The 19,104-nt window shown below is 52.8% G+C and carries 15 protein-coding genes; 11 read left to right on the top strand and 4 right to left on the bottom strand.

What is annotated here, in order from left to right; translation table 11 throughout:
* Positions 1-564 (bottom strand): alkyl hydroperoxide reductase subunit C, encoded by a 564-nt coding sequence (ahpC, locus tag HMPREF1255_RS02440; RefSeq protein ID WP_016456151.1) that lies wholly within the window; start codon positions 562-564, stop codon positions 1-3.
* 184 nt (positions 565-748) lie between these two features.
* Here ahpC and HMPREF1255_RS02435 point away from each other — a divergent pair, with 184 nt between their 5' ends.
* From HMPREF1255_RS02435 to HMPREF1255_RS02410, 6 genes are all read left to right on the top strand, one after another.
* Positions 749-1,660, top strand: coding sequence for a cation diffusion facilitator family transporter (locus HMPREF1255_RS02435; RefSeq protein WP_016456152.1), 912 nt, complete (start codon positions 749-751; stop codon positions 1,658-1,660).
* A 72-nt stretch (positions 1,661-1,732) separates the two neighbouring features.
* Positions 1,733-2,545, top strand: coding sequence for a hypothetical protein (locus tag HMPREF1255_RS02430; protein ID WP_155948431.1), 813 nt, complete (start codon positions 1,733-1,735; stop codon positions 2,543-2,545).
* 236 nt (positions 2,546-2,781) lie between these two features.
* Positions 2,782-3,804, top strand: a complete 1,023-nt coding sequence (locus HMPREF1255_RS02425; RefSeq protein ID WP_024110708.1) for an ABC transporter substrate-binding protein — start codon at positions 2,782-2,784, stop codon at positions 3,802-3,804.
* Positions 3,805-3,813: 9 nt separating this feature from the next.
* On the top strand, positions 3,814-4,866 hold the full coding sequence (locus HMPREF1255_RS02420) for an iron ABC transporter permease (RefSeq protein WP_024110805.1): 1,053 nt from the start codon (positions 3,814-3,816) through the stop codon (positions 4,864-4,866).
* 1 nt (position 4,867) lies between these two features.
* A complete protein-coding gene (locus tag HMPREF1255_RS02415; RefSeq protein ID WP_016456156.1) occupies positions 4,868-5,641 on the top strand; it encodes an ABC transporter ATP-binding protein in 774 nt (257 codons plus the stop codon).
* Positions 5,642-5,828: 187 nt separating this feature from the next.
* The gene (locus HMPREF1255_RS02410; RefSeq protein ID WP_024110758.1) at positions 5,829-7,034 is read left to right on the top strand and encodes an alpha-amylase family glycosyl hydrolase; all 1,206 of its coding nucleotides are present in this window, start codon (positions 5,829-5,831) and stop codon (positions 7,032-7,034) included.
* A 647-nt stretch (positions 7,035-7,681) separates the two neighbouring features.
* On the opposite strand, the gene HMPREF1255_RS02405 is transcribed toward HMPREF1255_RS02410, so the two are convergent.
* Positions 7,682-9,196, bottom strand: a complete 1,515-nt coding sequence (locus HMPREF1255_RS02405) for a DUF1846 domain-containing protein (RefSeq protein WP_024110851.1) — start codon at positions 9,194-9,196, stop codon at positions 7,682-7,684.
* 104 nt (positions 9,197-9,300) lie between these two features.
* Here HMPREF1255_RS02405 and HMPREF1255_RS09340 point away from each other — a divergent pair, with 104 nt between their 5' ends.
* The 5 genes from HMPREF1255_RS09340 to HMPREF1255_RS02380 are packed head-to-tail and all read left to right on the top strand — an operon-like array spanning position 9,301 to position 14,716.
* Positions 9,301-10,755, top strand: a complete 1,455-nt coding sequence (locus tag HMPREF1255_RS09340; RefSeq protein ID WP_081717317.1) for a M23 family metallopeptidase — start codon at positions 9,301-9,303, stop codon at positions 10,753-10,755.
* 10 nt (positions 10,756-10,765) lie between these two features.
* Positions 10,766-11,302, top strand: coding sequence for a DUF421 domain-containing protein (locus tag HMPREF1255_RS02395; protein ID WP_024110698.1), 537 nt, complete (start codon positions 10,766-10,768; stop codon positions 11,300-11,302).
* A 60-nt stretch (positions 11,303-11,362) separates the two neighbouring features.
* Positions 11,363-12,331: a PAC2 family protein gene (locus HMPREF1255_RS02390; protein WP_024110523.1), complete on the top strand. Its 969-nt coding sequence runs from the start codon at positions 11,363-11,365 to the stop codon at positions 12,329-12,331.
* A gap of 37 nt (positions 12,332-12,368) precedes the next feature.
* Complete coding sequence (locus HMPREF1255_RS02385) at positions 12,369-13,589, top strand: NAD-dependent epimerase/dehydratase family protein (RefSeq protein ID WP_024110579.1); 1,221 nt, start codon at positions 12,369-12,371, stop codon at positions 13,587-13,589.
* Positions 13,589-14,716 (top strand): glycosyltransferase family 1 protein, encoded by a 1,128-nt coding sequence (locus HMPREF1255_RS02380; RefSeq protein ID WP_024110873.1) that lies wholly within the window; start codon positions 13,589-13,591, stop codon positions 14,714-14,716. Before HMPREF1255_RS02385 ends, HMPREF1255_RS02380 begins: the two co-directional genes overlap by 1 nt.
* A gap of 131 nt (positions 14,717-14,847) precedes the next feature.
* Here HMPREF1255_RS02380 and HMPREF1255_RS02375 read toward each other — a convergent pair whose 3' ends face one another.
* Entirely contained in the window at positions 14,848-16,410 is a 1,563-nt protein-coding gene (locus HMPREF1255_RS02375) for a hypothetical protein (RefSeq protein WP_024110949.1), read from the bottom strand.
* Positions 16,411-16,536: 126 nt separating this feature from the next.
* Entirely contained in the window at positions 16,537-18,993 is a 2,457-nt protein-coding gene (locus HMPREF1255_RS02370) for an isopeptide-forming domain-containing fimbrial protein (RefSeq protein WP_024110839.1), read from the bottom strand.
* Between the last annotated feature and the right edge of the window lie 111 nt (positions 18,994-19,104).

The following is a 19,104-nucleotide window of genomic DNA, read 5'->3' as shown; positions in this document are numbered from 1 at the left end:
CTAGATCTTGCCGACCAGATCGATGCCCGGGGTCAGAGTGTCTTCGCCTTGCTCCCACTTGGCCGGGCAGACTTCGCCCGGATGCGTGTAAACGTACTGAGCAGCCTTAACCTTGCGCAGTAGTTCGGAAGCGCTACGGCCAATGCCCTCGGCAGTCTGTTCGATGTACTGGATGACTCCGTTCGGGTCCACCAGGAACGTAGCACGGTCTGCCTGGCCCTGGCCTTCGCGCATGACCTGGAAATTATTGGTCAGTACGCCGTTGGAATCGCCAAGCATGAAGTACCGCACCTTGCCGACCTCTTCAGAGTCGTCATGCCAAGCCTTGTGCACGAAGTGCGAGTCGGTGGAAACGGAGTAGATCTCAACACCGAGCTTTTTGAACTCGTCATAGTGGTCCGCCAAATCGCCAAGCTCGGTGGGGCAGACGAATGTGAAATCACCGGGGTAGAAGAAGAAAATTGACCATTTTCCGGCAAGATCATCGGAGGAAACCTCGCAGAAATCACCAGCGTGGTAGGCCTGCGCCGTGAACGGCACTATTTCAGTATTTATCAGAGACATGGTTAGACCCTTCTTTGTCGATGACTCATCCGGTCTAAGAGACTAGTTGCTGTTTTGAAATTTTCAAGTCAGAGCACGGGCTTATTGATCCGAAAAAGTGATATTGAAAATGAATCTAATTAACGTGTTGATTATTTATATTCTGGCTTTTAGAATTTTAAAAAACGAAAAGGAAAATAAATAAATGGGTCATCATAATCATTCTCATTCCGTACCCAAAGGGCACGTAGGAAGCAAATACAGAACTCGATTGGCGATAACATTTTCTCTGGTCGTTTCTTTCATGATTGTCGAATTTGTATTCGGATTTTTATCTGGGTCTTTAGCTCTAATTTCCGACGCCGGACACATGAGCGCAGATTCAATCACCCTCGGAGTTGCTTTGTTAGCAACAGTCATCGCCACTAGAACAGATAAAACGGGGCGGAAAACTTACGGCTCATTCAGGGCTGAGGTTTTTGCATCCGGGTTCACGGTTTTAGTGATGCTAGCCGTCTCTGTTTACGTTGTGGTGGAAGCCATTCAGCGCATCGGGCATCCCGCAGAAATTGCCACTGGCCAGATGATGGTGGTCGGCGTTCTCGGCCTGGCTATTAATGTGATTTCAATTTTCATTTTACATTCCGGTTCTAAAGAATCCTTGAATGTCAAAGGCGCCTATTTGGAAGTAATTTCTGACGCAGCAGGAAGCGTCGGAGTGATTCTTGCTGGAGTATTAATTAAGCTCACTGGAAACGGACTATGGGATGTTATTGTCGCCTTGGCGATAGGAATTTTCGTTGCCGCCAGAGCGCTAATTCTTGGGAAACACGTCTTGGCTGTTCTAGGCCAGCAGGCGCCGGAAGACATCGCAATCGAATCCGTGATTAGTGATCTCGAGACAGTCCCCGGTGTCGAAGGAGTACACGACCTGCACGTTTGGACTCTAACCAGCGGAATGAACGTGGCGACCGCACACCTCTTGATTGATGGTTCCGCTGACCCCCAAGACAGTCTCGAGATGGCGCAAAAGGTACTTCAGTCTAAACACTCAATCGAGCACGCAACTTTGCAGACCGAGACTTCACCTACTGAGTACTGCCACTTGTCTTGGTAATCAGAAGGATTATTGGGCCGAGGATAGCAATCGCCTCGGCCCGTTAATCTTTTGTCGGCATAAAAAGTATTCATGCTTCGCAGTATGATTGCGGCCAAATATTCTCGGAAGAGGGTAGTGATGAAAGCGGACGTAGTTCTCAAATCCCTATGCGAAAATTCCTCGCTGGAGTATGACCTTCCCTCAGCCAGGGCAAATTGGATGTCCGTTGGGGAGCTACTGAAAAATTGGGAGCAGATTTTAAGTGCTTACCAGAATTACTTGGGCACTCGAACGATTGAACCAGCCGCAGCCTGCGCAGCACAGCACTATTCCGGACGCTGGGTTCCGGTGATTCTCGCTCTTTGGTGGAAAACTGGCAAGATTCTTGACTGCTCTCACGGCATATGGTTCGCAGATATAGACGAAAGGGGAGCAACGCTATCGGTTCGTTGCTCCAAACCCAGATTCATTAGTTTCGGCGACGAGGGGGAGTTGCTCTCAACCCTCGTAGAGCATCTTCGCGACATCGCAAATTTCTCGCTAACCCAATCCAGGCTGATTAGCGACGTCGTGTGGGGCTCTATGGCGGCATCACTAGCAGGCGGTTTGTCAACAATTGTTCGGAGCCATAAAGTTCAAGATCGGGATTTTGCGATCGATAAAGCCATCCGGTTGCTAAGGACAAAATCCCCGCTGACATATGGCAAGCATGGCTGGCTTATCGATCCCTACGTCGTCGAAGGTTCTGATGGAAAGCGATTGGCGTTCCTCAGAACAACTTGTTGCCTAATCCATCTGGGGCACTACCGGTGCGAACAATGCCCTAATCGCCCCGAAGCCGAAAGAGCCGAATCCAGCAAGAAATACGAGCTGCAGGCTTCTAGAACCATTCCTATCAAATAGCGAAAAACGAAACTTTTATGAGTTCTGCCTACCGAACAGTTAATATATGCAAATAGGCAAGGGAACCAAGCGAGAATCTTGGACGAGCCGGTCACTGTGAAGTGTTATTTTCGCGTTCAGAAATAACTAGAAATAACCGAAGTCAGAATGCTTGCCTAACCATTTCGATGCTTCCGAGTCAGGCGAACAGTTTTCATTTTCTCAGTAGCCCAGCTTGGAACCTACAGGAGAGAATGATGAAGTTCGGAAAGACCAAAATCGTAGGTCTTGTAAGTGCCGCTCTAGCCGCTTCGATGATGTTGGTTGGCTGCTCTGGCAACGCGACCAATGAAAAGCCTCAGGCGTCAGCCACCGCAGCGACTGCCGCAAATGGCCATTACCCGGTAGAAGTAACCACGTATAACTACGCTGGCGACGAGGTGAAAACCACATACGAAAAGGCACCGGAGAAGGTCCTTGCCGTATACCAGGGCAGCATCGAGACCATGATCGCACTCGGCCTTGAAGATCATGTCGTAGCCGCGTACGGCCTGGATAACGAGGTCAAACCGGAGTGGAAGGCGGGCTTCGAGAAGATCAATTACAAGGAAGAACCGTTCGCTCCCGACAAGGAGACCGTCACCGTAATGCAGCCGGACATGATCTTGTCGTGGGGCTCGCTGTTTGGCGAGAAGAACCTGGGCGATGTCGATGGCTGGCACGCCAAGGGCACCAACACCTACATCAACACGAACACTAGGGCAGGGGATCACCCTCGCACATTGGAGAACGAATACACTGACATCCTGAACATTGGAAAGATCTTCAACGTCGAAGACAAGGCGCAGAAGCTGGTCGACGAAATGAAGTCGGAGATAGAGAAGACCGCTGCCGCCCAGAGCGGCGAGGCCAAGTCGGTGATGATTCTGGAGCCGATCAAAGGTGAGATCACCAATTACGGTACGACCAGCCTGGCTGGCGACATGGTGACGAAACTCGGCGGAAAGCTGGCTAATCCTGACGCCAAGAAGGTCGGCAAGGAAGACATTGTAAGCGCTAACCCAGAGGTTATTTTCGTCGTTTACATGGCCTACGCTGGCGATGACCCCGAGACGGTCAAGAAGACCCAGCTCGAGCTGATCACCGAGGACCCGGCGCTGGCCAACGTCGAAGCAGTCAAGAACGGCAACGTTCACCTGATCATGCTCGGCGACATGTACGCGGCAGGTCCGCGCACACTCGATGGCATCAAGACCATCGCCGCCGGTCTGCAGAAGTAGGGGATAGGGATGGCAGGTAGTCCTCGGAGCACCAAGAGCCTGGTATCGAAGATTTCTTTCACCACGGTATTCGTGGCCTTGCTGGTAGCTGTTCCGTTGTCGCTTATGGCGGCGGTCACCTTCGGCACGGTGAACATTTCCTTCTCCGACGTCTACCTGCACATCCTGTCCGGGCCTACCGCGAACGACGCTCTCAGTGATGTCGTCTGGCAGATTCGTCTGCCACGCCTGATCCTTGCGACGTTCGTTGGCATGGCTCTCGCGACGTGCGGCGTTGTCATGCAAGCGATAGTCAAAAACCCGCTTGCAGACCCTTACATTCTTGGCATTTCATCGGGCGGAACTCTTGGCGCTACGTTCGCCACATTGCTCGGCTTCGGGGCGGTTTTCGGCTCGAATGCGATCGGCGTGATGGCGTTCTTCGGGGCGCTGGGCTCGTCGTTCCTGGTCCTTTTCCTGTCCCGACTCGGCGGCAAAACCACTGCGGTTAAGCTGCTGTTGTCAGGTTTGGCCGTCGGCGCGTTGTGCGGCGCGGTCTCTAACTTCGTAATATTCCTGAGCAACGATGCAAACGCGACAAAACAGCTCGTGCACTGGGGGATGGGATCGCTCGCAGGTGCGCAGTGGGTGACCAACCTGGTAATCGGCGTGGTGATCCTGCTGGGCACACTATTTTTCTGGACGCAGTCGCGCAGGCTGAACCTGATGCTTTTGGGCGATGATACCGCGATCACATTGGGAACCGACCTCAGACGCTGGCGAATCGGCTACATAGTGGTGACGTCGCTGATGATCGGTTTTTCGGTGTTTACAGCCGGCATGATCGGCTTCGTCGGCCTGGTTATACCGCACATCGTGCGCATGTGTTTCGGCACGGACCACAAAAAGCTGTTACCGATCTCGGCTTTGGGCGGGGCGTTGCTGCTGATCTGGGCGGACGTCGCCTGCCGCGTCGTCATTGCCCAATCGGAGATTCCGATCGGAATCTTGACCTCGCTAATAGGCGCACCGCTGTTCGTCTATCTGCTGGCGCGCAGCCGCTATAACTTCGGTGAGAATTAACATGGACGTTTCAGCCAACCAAGTAGAAATAACGCTCGGCGGAAACAAGATTCTGCACGGCACCAGCATTGATGCGAGGAGCAACGAATTCGTCGGTGTTCTTGGCCCTAACGGTTCTGGCAAGTCGACGCTATTGAAGTGCATATACAGAACGCTAAAGCCTGACGCAGGTTGGATAGACCTTTCCGGTGAGCCAATCAGCAAGATGTCGTACAAGGAGTCGGCGCAGAAGCTGGCGGTATTAGCTCAGCACAATTCTTATAGCTTCGACTTCACTGTTAAAGACATCGTCTTGATGGGCCGAGAGCCATACAAACACGCGCTGCAGTCCGACAATGCAGAAGACATGAGGATCGTTGACGAGGCGCTGGCTGCAGTCGAGATGAGCGATTTTTCGACTCGCAGCTTCAGCACGCTTTCTGGCGGCGAACGCCAGCGTGTGATTCTGGCCAGGGCTCTGGCGCAACAAACGGATTGCCTGATCCTGGACGAACCCACGAACCACCTGGACATCAAGTATCAGCTACAGCTGATGGATATGATAAAGACCTCCGGCAGGACGGTCGTTGCGGCCATTCACGACCTGAACGTCGCCGCAATGTACTGCGACAGAATTTTTTTGCTCTCAAACGGACGCGTGGAGATGTCAGGCACGCCGGAGCAAGTTATTACGCCTCAGATAATCAAAAAGGTTTTTGAGGTAGACGCCGAGGTGTACAAAGACGAGACAGGGACCGTGAGGGTTATATTCCATTCCAACAGCACTAGGGCGTAGATCTACCGCTTTCGCGAACACGTATCTTTGTCCGATAATGTACATTATGTCATTTTAAGGTAGTTTTCCGGTTCTGCCCGGCAAATCAGCTTCCGCACCTCTTCCCCAACTTCCAGTTGGCATCAACGAGCAACCTAGGCATCGCTTTGCAAGTAGACTTGTTTGACCCAACAACAAAGGAATTTGGATGACAGCTCAGCAGATCCTTACGGAAACCACCTGGTGGCACCTTTATCCATTAGGCGCCGTTGGCGCTCCCATTCGCGACCGTCAAGGAGACGATTCAGGACATCGTATTCTCAAGCTGATTCCCTGGTTGAGCTACGCAAAAGAACTTGGCTGCTCAGGAATTCTTTTAGGCCCCATATTCACATCAACGGCTCACGGATACGACACGCTCGATTACTTCGAACTAGACCCCAGGCTCGGAGATGCAAAAGATTGGCAGGTTTTCGTCTCGGAGGCAAAAACGCTTGGCCTGAAGATTTGCTTGGACGGCGTTTTCAACCACGTAGGCGTACAAAACAAACTAGTTAGCGAGTCTCTGAGCGCAGGTCATGGCTTAGTGAAGCTAGCCGGCCCTAACCCGCAGCACTGGGAAGGCAATCTAGACCTCGCCGTTTTGGACCACGACTCCCCCGAGGTTAAAGAGCTGATCATCTCTGTAATGAAGCATTGGCTAGCTTTGGGTGCAGATGCTTGGCGCCTAGATGCCGCCTATAGCGTCCCCGCAGACTTTTGGCGCGAGACCCTTTCGGAGGTACGTAAGGAATATCCAGACGCGCTATTCATCGGCGAAGTGATTCACGGGGACTATCCGAAGATCGTCGAAGAAACCACAATTGACTCACTAACTCAGTATGAGCTTTGGAAGGCAATCTGGAGCAGCCTAAAAGAAACGAATATGTGGGAGCTGGCCCACGCATTAGAGCGCCATCAGCAGTTCTGCGAGAGTTTCATCCCCCAAACTTTCATCGGAAACCATGATGTGACACGCATCGCTAGCCAAGTTGGCGAATTAGCTAACGTGGCCGCGGTGTTGCTCTTCACGCTTCCGGGATGCCCGAGCATCTACTACGGAGACGAAGTTGGCTACGTCGGAGCCAAGGGTGCCGATCTTTCAGCCGACGACGCACTTCGCCCTCCCCTCCCCGATTCCATCGAGGTAACTGGAGAGCAGCAAGGAATCTATTCGACCTACAAAAAATGCACGTCGATGAGAAACGCGAACACGTGGCTTTCTAACGGAAAACTGAGTGTTTTAGACAAGCAGAACGAATGGATTTCCTACCGGGTCGAGAATGGTGATAATTCGCTCGTGGCGCATATTCAGTTATCCCCTGAGGCCAGCGTAGACGTGAAGATAAATGGAGTTCCGCTAGAACTCATCTGACAGAAAGAGCTTTGGCTCTGGCACCACGAATCCCTAAGACTGATAAGCACATAACTGGTAGCGTGCAGCTCATTGCTGCACGCCAGCTGGTGGGACTGTTTCCTATTAGCGCTAGCTCGCTTCAGTGATTACCCACGCGTGAAGTAAAAACACCGATAATCGGGCTAACGATTAAGCTTGAAATCACCAAGACGGTAAAGAAGCCACTTGCCTGTTGCGGTGTCCTTGCCTGACCTTGCTCCAAATAGTTACATCCCCACATCGACGCAAACATCAGCCATGTTGATGTTCCTGACATGTACACGAAAAACCAAGTCAGGCTCCAGGATTTCGTATAACTATTCGTAGATCATCTCTTGAAAGTCGAACGTCGCTTCGGGTTACCTGGCCCGTCGGAGAATCGTTGATAACCGCTGCGCTACAAATCATCGCAACGATAGCTACTGCCGCGACAGTTAGAAAAGAAGAAGTCCAGCCTTCGTAGGCAAGGATTTTCACTAACACAACAGCCGACGCCAACTGCCCCAATTGGCCGAACATCGAACTTATCTGAGTCAAAACTGGAACATGCCTGGAATCAGACAGATAGCAGACATCCAAACGAGCGCGTCTCCCCCACCGATCAGGATGCGAGCAGTAAGTCCAACCTAGTGCTTTTTGTACAAAGACTTTGACTGGTAAACCGGCTCGCAGGTGATCTGTACTCCGAGATTACGCAGAATGTTTGTATCGACGCTGCCCAGGATAACCGTGGAGTGTGCATCGCACCCGTTGAGTCCAGAAAGCTGATCGAGCGCTCTGCGCGCATTATCGTCCCTATTTGCGCTAACCGCCAGAGCAATCAGGACCTCGTCGGTGTGCAGCCTAGGGTTCTTGGAACCTAGATGCTGCGTTTTAAGCATTTGGATGGGCTCAATATTCTCGGAGGCAAGCAGTTTTACCGAATCATCGATGCCAGCGAGATATTTCAGCGAATCCAGAAGCATCGCAGAGCAGCAACCAAGTAGCTCCGAAGTCTTGCCAGTAATGATCTTTCCATCTGGCAACTGGATAGCTGAGGACGGGCCTTTCGTTCGTTTTTGCGTATCTAGGGCGGGTTGCACTACCGGCCTGTCTACGCCGCTAATGCCCAAGGAGGACATGAGCAAAGCTATCTTGTCGGACTGCTCAGAGCCAGAGAGGTTCTGCCTCTCCTGGACAAGCGTCTTGTAGTAGCGACGAATTATCTCCTGTTTCGCGGCGTCTTGGCAGACCCGATCATCGCTGATGCAGCAGCCCGCCATGTTAACGCCCATGTCGGTTGGCGACTTGTATGGAGAGGCGCCAAGAATCTTCTCGAAGAGCCTATTCAGCACAGGGAAAATCTCGACGTCCCTGTTGTAGTTGACCACTTGTTCGCCGTAAGCGGCCAGGTGATACGGGTCGATCATGTTGACGTCGTCGAGATCCGCTGTGGCTGCCTCATAAGCCATGTTCACGGGGTGATTAAGCGAAAGATTCCAGATCGGAAATGTCTCAAACTTTGCGTAGCCAGAAGTGATTCCACGCTTGTAGTCGTGATAGATCTGCGACAGACAAGTCGCCATTTTGCCGCTACCGGGGCCAGGAGCTGTCACGACAACAAGATTTCGAGTTGTTTCGATGTACTCGTTCTTGCCATAGCCCTCGTCACTTACGATTTTATCAACGTTTGAGGGGTATCCCTTTATCAAGAAATGACGGTATACCTTGATGCCTGCCCTTTCGAGCTTTCTCTTGAAGGTCTTGGCATCACGATTGTCCGGAGTTATGTGGCTGATCACCACGCTACCCACGTAGAGACCTTTGCCACGGAAGGCATCGATTAGCCTGAGCACGTCTTCTTCGTAGGAGATTCCGAGGTCTGCGCGAACCTTGTTGTTCCCAAGATCGTTTGCGCTGATGACGATGACTATTTCGACGTCTTCGGCGACCTGCTCGAGCATCTTGATCTTGTTATCCGGCGTGAATCCCGGGAGAACCCGAGACGCATGCATATCATCGAATAGCTTGCCGCCAAATTCTAGGTACAGTTTGCCACCAAACTTCGACCTTCTCTTAAGGATCTTTTCGGTTTGAAGCTTTATGTACTTTTCGCGGTCGAAGCCGATCTCTCTAGCTAGTAACTGCACCTTAGATTCCATAATGAATCTCCTAAAAGATTGCGATCCGCGTTATTAACAAGCGCAAGATAATAGTTCGATGCCTGTTGCCAAGTCAATCCGCCTTGGCCACTAATCATTTATTGATGAGTACACGAGCGGATTGGGACGTTTCGCCACTAATGAGTTCTCACTCTATAATTGCAGATATGGCTAGGGGAATCAGATTTGTTTCAGGCGTCGCTTCGATCGCTCTTTTAGTTTCGGGGCTAACTTCAGTTTCGTGGGCTAATGAAACAGCTCAACCAGACACCCCAGCCCCTGCAGCCTCTTCTGCGGCACCGCAAGAGCCTACCGGTCCGGCCCCGGACAATAATGATCCAGCCGACAACTCCAAAGATCATGATGGCACTGATTCTTCTGGACACCCAGATAAGCCGAATCGGGACGAAGAAAAGACAAAACCTGATTCCGGAACAACCAACAAGGATGAAAAGAAAGAAAGCACAAAAAATTCTGAATCAGCTTCTGGCTCTAAAGGTTCCTCAGATATCAAACCGGTGGACGGATTCGACAAAATTACACTCGCAGACGCTGCTTCCGTAACAACGGATAAAAAGGTAATCGATGCCTTGAATGAGATCCTCGAGATTCAGGGACGTGCGATGCGAGTAACGCAGAATCTTGAAAAGTCTAAGAAGACTCAGGAGGAGGCCGAAAAGAAGCTTTCTCAAGCAGAAGATCAGCTTTCAATTCAGCAAAAGAAAGTCGATGATGCGAAAGTCTCACTCGGACTGATTGCAATGTCCCAGCAGCAAGGGCACGAGACTATGGCGACGGCCAACGTCCTACTTAAGAGCGAAGACGCGCAAGGATTCCTGTCAAAGTTGGCCACCATGCGCAACGTGGGCGACATCACCAATGAGCAGCTTCGTCGAAGCCTGTCTGAATGCGAAAGGCTCGCTGACCTTAAGACAATTCGAAAAGAGCTCACTCAGAAAGCCGCCGATGAGGTTAACAGGCAGAAGGCTTTGAAGGCTGAGTACGAGGCAAAGATTAAACAGGCCGAAGAGGTGCTAGAAAAGCTCTCGCCCGGCCAATTGGATCTGTTAAAGAAGCTTAACGATACGACCATTAAGAACAGGACTTCCAAGCTTCTAGAGGGCTCGCTTGCCGAGGGAGATTTCGATCTTAGCGGAGTAACCGGCTTACCTACAGGAAAGGGGCAGGGAATCTGGCCAGCGAGTGGCCCCATCACTTCGCCATTCGGCTACCGGGTTAACCCCGTAGTCGGTTTTTCAGAACTTCACGACGGCACCGACATCGGAGCCCCCTGTGGCGCGCCGGTCCAGTCTGCATGGCCAGGTGTCGTCATCAGCGCTCGCTATCAAAGAGGCTACGGAAATAGGGTTCTCGTAGATTCCGGTATGTATAAGGCCACATACAACCACCTTTCCGGATTCGCCGTGCAGCCGGGCCAAACGGTAAAGGCTGGCCAGCTAATTGGAACGGTTGGCACAACAGGTTGGTCCACCGGATGCCACCTGCACTTTTCAACCTGGGTAAACGGCCAAATAACAGATCCGACGAAAATTTTCTAAAATACAAATCATGAATTTTTGGGAACAATTTTGGCATCAAGTTGGTATTTCTCCCGCACAGCTGCTGGGTGTGGCTGTGGCTACGGTGGTCATCTACTTAGCGATTACCGCATTGCTCTACACGCTTGGTCAGCGGTTTTACGCCAACAGGCGAAGCAGTGGCCTTGTCGTAACTCTCGTTCTGGGCTCCATCTCCGCCCGTGCCATGCTGGGAAATGCCCCTACCCTATTCGGGTGGATGGTGGCACTAACCATAGTGATCATCATGGAAAGCATATTCGGTGTACGTCACCTTCTTGGTTTCAGGCGTAGGGCTCGCAGAGCAGAAATTATTTATGCGAACGGCGAGCCGGTAGATCGCACTATGCGTCGCTACCACATCACGCCCAGCCAGCTTCGCTCCAACCTTCGCGAAAAAGGCATCCACGACTTGTCTGAGGTGAACTTCATTTTGCTCGAGCCAAGCGGCCACCTGTCAGTCGTTAAGGGCGACTTGGATGATTCGTTGAAAGTGGATATCCGCGACGACGAGGGTTTGATCAACTAGGCTCTCTGGAATAGTTAACTCGCATCTTACGTTGATGTAAGTAACTATCAGGAGGTGAGTATGTCTGGTTATAACTTGTTTGAATTCGCTGATCACATCAGTCAGTCAGAGTTGGCTGCTGATGAGCGCCTGAAAACGTTGGTCGTAACCCTAAACGCTTTCGGAGATACGGGTCATACCCAGCGGCTTCTGAACAATCACATATTGAACTCTTTGCCTAATCACGAGGTCGGCAAGTTCGATTTCGACCAGCTGCACGATTACAAGGATAACCGTCCAGGAATTGTTTTTGAGTTTGATCATTTTACCGACTACCAGACTCCACAAATAGTGCTACATGAGGTCACTGACGATCAGGGCGTCCCATTTTTGCTTTTAACTGGTCCAGAGCCCTCCCTCCGTTGGGAACGGATGGCCTCTAGTATCGAGGCGCTCAATGAGCAGCTAGGTATAGAGCAGACGATCTTTCTGCAGGCTATACCCGCGCCCACGCCTCACACGCGTCCTGTCTTCATTAACGCGTACGCGTCTAGGCCTGGCCTGATATCGGACTGGGACAAGCTACCCGCATCCATTCAGCTTCAGTCTTCCTTTACTGCCATGTTGGCTGTGCGCCTAGGCGAGGCTTCCCAAGACGTTTTGGGATTGGTTGCTCACATCCCGCACTATCTGGCAGACCTCGAATTCGTCGATGGGCCGCTAGCGCTAATCAAAACTCTTCGAAAGATGGAGGAGCTCGATCTGCCGGAGGGCGGGCTGCAGAAGATCTCGGAGACTACCCATGCCGCCATCGATTCTCAGGTGGAAAGCTCCGAAGATCTTAGAGAGGTCATCGAACAGTTAGAACGCCGCTACGACGAGTTCGTTGCCAGGCGCACACTAACCGAATCAGGTGACGAGATTCCGACGGCCGATCAGATCGGAGCTGAAGTCGAGGAATTCTTGCGTCAGATAACTGAAGATGAATCTTCGCTTAACGATGCGGATTCTGAAGACTTTGAGGGTAAAAGCGACTCCGATACCGGCTAAGGTGGTTTGAGAGACTTTCAGTTAGGAGTTGCGCACTATGAAGATCTTCGTGCTCGGTGGCGACGGATTCTGCGGCTGGCCCGCGGCGTTGCATCTTTCAGCGATTGGTCACGACATCACGATCGTAGATAACTTTTCTCGCCGGGTAATCGACGAGGAATTAGGTGTGCAGTCTCTTACCCCTATCCGTTCCATGGTCGAGCGCAAGAAGGCCTGGAAGGAAGTTAGCGGCAAAGATCTGAATGTTGTGACGCTGAATGTAGCCAAGGAATACGACAGGTTCCTTAAGCTGCTTATCGACGAGCGCCCCGATGCCATCATCCACTTTGCCGAGCAGCGAGCAGCCCCTTATTCGATGAAGGGCAGCAAGCAGAAGCGCTACACGGTGGACAACAACACCAATGCAACCAGCAACACGCTCTGCGCGATTGTAGAGTCAGGCCTCGACATTCACCTAGTTCACTTGGGCACGATGGGTGTCTACGGTTATGGCACTGCCGGCATGAAGATCCCCGAAGGCTACCTCGACATTCAGGTCATGAGCGATGAGGATGAGCACGGCAACCAGGTTGAGCCTCACCCCATCGAAACCCAGATCCTCTACCCCACTAACCCGGGGTCTATCTACCACATGACCAAGGTGCTGGATCAGACGCTATTCGCGTACTATGCCAAAAACGATTCGCTGCGCATCACCGACCTTCACCAGGGCATCATCTGGGGCACCCACACCGAAGAGACCCAGCTGGATGATCGTCTCATCAACCGCTTCGACTACGACGGCGATTACGGAACTGTTTTGAACAGGTTCCTAATGCAGGCCGCGGTGGGCTACCCCTTGACCGTCCATGGGACGGGCGGCCAGACCAGGGCGTTCATTCACCTGCAAGACAGCGTTCGATGCATAGAACTAGCTATTAACAACCCGCCCCAGCGTGGGGACCGAGTCAAGATCTTCAACCAGATGACCGAGACTCACAGGGTTCGCGATCTTGCTGCGCTGGTTTCAAAACTGACAGGCGCGAAGATCGCTAACGTTCCGGACCCGCGTAACGAAGCTCAGGAGAATGAACTGCACGTCAAGAACGACAACTTCTTGGCTCTTGGCCTCAACCCGACGACTCTTTCCGAGGGTCTGCTCATGGAGATCAACGAGATCGCCATGAAGTACAAAGATCGTGCGGATCTAAGCAAGATTCCTGCTCGGTCTTTGTGGACCAAGAATCAAAAGGCCGGCGTTCCCGACAATCTGGATTAATGCGGATAGCGATTTTCACCGAAGTCTTCCTGCCGAAGATCGACGGTGTAGTGACTCGAGTAGTTAGAACTCTCGACGAGTTGGCTGAGCTGGGACACGAAGCTATTGTCTTCGCGCCCGGCTCCCCTCCCCCGTCATACAAAGGGTTCAAGATAGTCAGGGTTAGGTCGTTCTCTTTTAGACCGTGGTATCCGGAGATCAAGGTTGGTCTGCCAACCCCGAATATCGCACGGAAGATGGTCAAGTTCGCCCCCGACGTAGTGCACGCAGTCAATCCAGCTGCTTTAGCAGCGTATGGTGTGCTGTCTGCAAAGCGAAGGGATATACCTCTCCTAGCCAGTTATCACACCCAGCTGAGCAGCTATACGGAGAAGCTGCATCTTGGATTGCTCACAAATACCGCCACTAAGTGGACCAGGTATTTGCACAATAAGGCCGAGGTCAATCTCTGCACGTCTCCTCAAATGGTGGAGCGCGCCCAGCAGGTTGGTGTGGAGCGGGTGGATCTTTGGCCCAAGGGCGTGGACACTAAGACCTATAGCCCCGACGCGTTTTCTAAGAAGATGCGTCGTCGCCTGACCGATGGGCATCCGGATCAGCCCCTGGCTATTTACGCTGGCCGCTTGTCCAGCGAGAAAAATCTTGAAGACCTTTTGCCAGTCGTGCACCAGATGCCGAATGTTCGATTCGCTTTCATCGGTTCCGGCCCGGCCTCCGACCGTCTGAAATCGATGTTTAGCGGCACAAAGACCGTCTTCACCGGCTATCTGCGCGGCCACGAGCTAGCGGCGGCCTATGCCAGCTCCGACGTCTTTTTGTTTCCGTCGACCACCGAGACTCTCGGTTTTGCGGGTCTGGAGTCCATGGCTTCAGGCGTGCCGGTGATCGGTGCGGATGCTGGTGGCATTCCTGACCTGATCGACGACGGTGTGACCGGCTATCTGGTGCCTCCGACCGGAGAACAAAAAACCGAGGCCTACGTCGAACTGATCACGCGCTTGATTGACGATGAGCAGGCACGCTCGCAGATGTCCAAGCTGGCTCGCGAGGAGGCGCTAAAGCATTCCTGGCGCGGCGCCACCGAGAAGCTAGTGGAGTTCTACCAGCAGGCCGTCGACCTGCACTAGGTAAATGACCTAGCCGGCGGCCTTTAGAGCACCAGAAGATTTCACCGAGTAGTTTTCGGGCAAACAAAGATCCTTGGCAGAAACATATTGGCTCTGCCAAGGATCATTTTGTTATGTGATAGCTGCTGATGCTAGACCTTGCGTCGCCTTGCAACTGCCAGACCAGCTACGCCAAGGGCAGCGATGGAGAGAACGCCGATGCCGCCGTTCATTCCGGTCTGCGGTAGACCCTTCTTCTTGGTCTTCTTGACCTTCTTGGCCTTCACAGGATCCAGGGTGACGGTGATCTCGTCAATCACGTTTCCGCTGGGGTCAAGCACGACAACCTTGATGACGTCGCCGGCTTTAGCACCTGCGTTGGGCTTAACCGTGATGGAACCATCCGTGTTCAGCGTTGCGGTGCCGGGGCCGGTGGCGGTCACGGTGGTGCCGGGCTGCACCTTGCCGCCGTCGAGCGGAATGGTCACCGAGGTGTCGGCTGGCGTCCTGGTGTCGTTCCAGTTCGGTGCCTTCGCGATGGGCTTTGCCGGGGTCAGAGTGGCCGCCTTCGGCGAGACGTTCAGCGTCCACTCGGTGGTGGTGCCCTCCGGGATGTAGTTCAGCACCGGGTCAACCAGGGAGGCAGTCACCTTGACGAAGGTGCCATTCGGATCCTCCTGGCCGGCCTTGTTCACCTTAACCTGCTCGTACTTCCAGACCGGGTTGGCGGGATCAGCCTCGACCGGAATGTTAACCGTGCCCAGCACGCCTACCTCGGTGGATGCAGTAACGGTAGGAGCTTCAGGAGTGCGTTCCTTTACATTCGACTTAACGTTCACGGTCCAGCCGGTCGTCTCGTCGCCGGTGACGCTCTGGATCTCGTAGCGCCCGTCGTCGGTCTTTGTTTTGCCGTTGCCGAACTTAGCGGTCAGCTTAAAGCTCTGATATTTGCCGGTGTAAAAGCTATAGAGGTCGTATTCGTTGCCACTGGCACCCCTAGTGATTGGTGTTTCTTTACCGTTTGCATATTCAGCGCTGGGGTGGTGAACCGCCTTGTCGGCGAAATTGTAGGTGTTTTCAGCCAGTTCTCCATTTTTAAGTTTGTGGGCGGCTGTCTGGCCTTTATAAGTTTTATTCAGGCCGATGGTGATCGGTACTGTGGTCTGCCCCACGGCTGTGCCACGATCGTCCGGGTGGATCTTGCCCTCGGTCAGGGCAAACTGGAAATCAGTATTTGCAATCTGCTGAATTGTCACTTCCTGCACTCGAGTTGTCGCGTCTTCTGAAACCGAGGTGGCTAGATCGCGCGCGAATCCATCACCGTCCCACATGTAGTGGAAGCAAGGCCCGACGTTTACATCAACGTATTTTTGGCCGTTTACGGTGACCTCAGATTCGGTCTTAATTTCGTAAGTGGCCTTCTTCCCGTATTCGACTTGAATAGCTGGCCACTTATGGCTAATCACCTGCTCTTCCGCGCCAGGAGCAGTTTTACCTTTGATATTGCAGTAAAACAAAAGATTGGTCTTCTGTCCCATCCGAGATTCGTCGAATCCCCAGTACTGGTTGCTGTCCAGGTATTTCCACCTGACATCCAGAGTCCAGCTGTTATTGGCGGCCGGCGGAGGAGCCGCGCTAGCTACTCCCCCCAGCAAGGTAGTAGCGAGCGCGATGGCAGCCGATGCGCTCAAGGTTTTACTGACTCTCGATTTCATCGAGACTCCTCCTCGTTAAATGTCTTTCGGCGAAAATATTGGTTCGGTTAGGGCTCACCATATATAAGTCAGATATTTTGGGCAACACCTGTAAAGAGCGTAACCAAATATTACGAAAACCGCCTCTTAGCCCCGACGCCTGCGGGCCAACACGGCCAGGCTGCCGGCAGCTAGCAGCAGCGCTACAGCCCCGAGACCGTCAACCAGATCACCGCCGGTCTTGGGCAGCCCGCTGCGCTTCGGCTTGCCGGGCTTGGGCTTCGGCGTTTTGCTCGGAGTCGGAGTCGGGCTCGGAGTTGGTTCCGGTGTGGGCGGGACAAAGGCATTTTCGAATTCCACGATGCTCGTTTCCGGGTATTCACCAGCCCGAACCGAGCTCTTAACCTCGAACTTGCCCTGCAGCTCTTCCGGCAGATTCTCGACGACCTTATAGCTAAACGGCACCCTCTGGTTTGCGGGCTTCGCTAGCTCGTCTGTTGAGTACTTGGGTAGCTTCACCAGCCTGAATTCGAAGTTCTTTCCCTCCGTCTTTAGGCTGCCTTGTTTCAGATACGTCCTGACCGGTTCGCTTTTGACCTTCTGATCGTTCTGCCAGGTCTCGATCTGAAAGTTGTCCAGGTACTTCTCTGGGTCAAGATCCTTGATTAGCTCGTCGCCGCCGTTCCAGCGTTTCTTGACCAGCAGATCCAGGTACGGCACGACCTCGACCTCGTCACCGGGAATAACGTTGAGCAGCGGCTTATCGCCAACTTGCAAGACCTTAGCCTTGAAAGTTACTGAGACCTTTTTCTCTGCGCGATAGGAAATCTTCTTGTTGAAATCGAACTCACTAACATGTGCTTTCTCGTTGTCTACAAGAGATATCTGGCGCTTGCCCTCGTCATATTTAGCGCTGTAATTTGTGGCCTGCTGCCCGTCCTCGAGCACCTTTAAGCTGCCTGCCACGAACTCAAAGCGCTCATCTAGGGTGTCGACCACGCTGATGTCGTTTTTGACGCCGAAGTCCACCCACTTGTCATGCTTCATGATCAGGCGGTGATCGCCGGGAATCGTGCCGGAGATGGTGAATTCGACCTCGTCGCCCACGCTAACCACAGCCTGTTTTGGATTATCGGCTGGGTTCGAGATGGCCTTCTCGAACTTGGTGGTTTTGGGCACCAGGATGCGAAGCGGGGTTTTGTACCCGATAAGCGCCTTCGCTTTCGCTGTGTTGTCGAAGCGAGAGTCGGTGCCACCGTCGGGGTTGATCCAGGTTTCGGTTTCGGGGCTTCCGCTAGAGATCGCCTTGATCTGGAGCCTGCCGTCCTCGGTTAGCTTGAAAGCCTGCCCCTTCTCTAGGTCGTAGCCTGCCTGCATGTCAGCGGGAGCCTTCAGTACCTTCACCGTGTACTCACCGGGAACGACCTTCTCGAATAGACACCTTGGCGGATATCCATTATCGAAAGCTGACGTCTCGATCAGCTTGCCCGCGGAGTCAAAAAGGCCGAGCTCGAACCCGGATCTGGCGTGCTCAACACCAAAATCGTTGTAGTTCAGCTCCTTAATATCAGACGCGGTGAAGTAGACCTTCTTACCCAGCGTGACGTGCAAGGTATTCGTGGCCGGGTCAAAGTTTTGATCGGCTACCGAGTAGTACATGTACTCATCGGGCAACGCACCGAGACTTAGCCGTGCGCCCTCAGGAACATCCACCGCCGTAATCTCGGTGCTGAACTCGCCGCTACCCGCAGGGATATTCAGCTTCGGATTTGTCTTAGTGGATTTCTCGCCGTTCAAATTGAACTGCCAGTTGACGTTGTAACCCAGCACATCGAACGGGCGGTCGATGGCTACCTTGTACTTGATGGTTTCAAGCTTGACCTCGCGAACGCCCACCTTAAATCCGCTATTACCATCGGGGGCAACGGATTCAATGGCATATAGCTTCGAGCTGCTGCCACTGCCGAAAGTAACGTTGGGGTAAGTAGCTGCTTGGTCAACGGTTGGCGCGGCTGAAATGAATTGGCCGTTCTCGTCGTAGTCAGCGTCGCGTTCGAAATACGTGCCGCTCTGATCAGTTTTAACTTGATAGCTAAAGCCGGTGCTTCCCTCAGTCAGCGGCAGGTTAAACATACTTGGGCTACCGGTAATAGCGGCACCGGAAACGTCCTCGAAGCTCACGTTGAAGCGTTGCTTGATCTTTTCTTTCAATACCACGCTGAGGGACAGCTCACCGCTTGCATTCTTCTTGACAGGAACATTTACCGTCTCGCTGAGAGTGGTGCCGAGCCAGCCACCCGGCTTCAACAACTTGATCGGAACGGTCTCGCCCTCTGAGTATTCTGGGTCAAGACCAAATTCAATCTCATATCGATTCAACCCGTTGGCGAGCTGTGTTGATGTTGTTACGTCAGATGCATCAACTTCATAGACATCACCGAACCAGCCGCTACCAAGCTGGACTTTTAGGCTCGTAGGCGCCTCGCGCGAATAAACCGTGGCGTGAAAGTGCAAAGTGTCGCCTTGCGCCCGCGCTTGCGGAACAATCAGCGAAATCATCGCCAAGACCAGGGCGAAAGTAAATAGTTTACGGCGCAGGCTCATGCCTTCTCCCCTTCAAAATGTTGTCGGGACAGGGGTAGCTGTCGACAGGTTGATTCTAGTTGATTTTAGTTGCCGCGCTCCCGGCTGGAAAATCGAGCAGCTAAGCTGGCT

It is taken from the genome of Propionimicrobium sp. BV2F7 (assembly GCF_000510445.1).
GTDB classification, from domain to species: domain Bacteria; phylum Actinomycetota; class Actinomycetes; order Propionibacteriales; family Propionibacteriaceae; genus Propionimicrobium; species Propionimicrobium lymphophilum.
The sequence above is the reverse complement of the archived record's forward strand: the minus strand, read 5'-3'. Positions and strand labels throughout refer to the sequence as shown.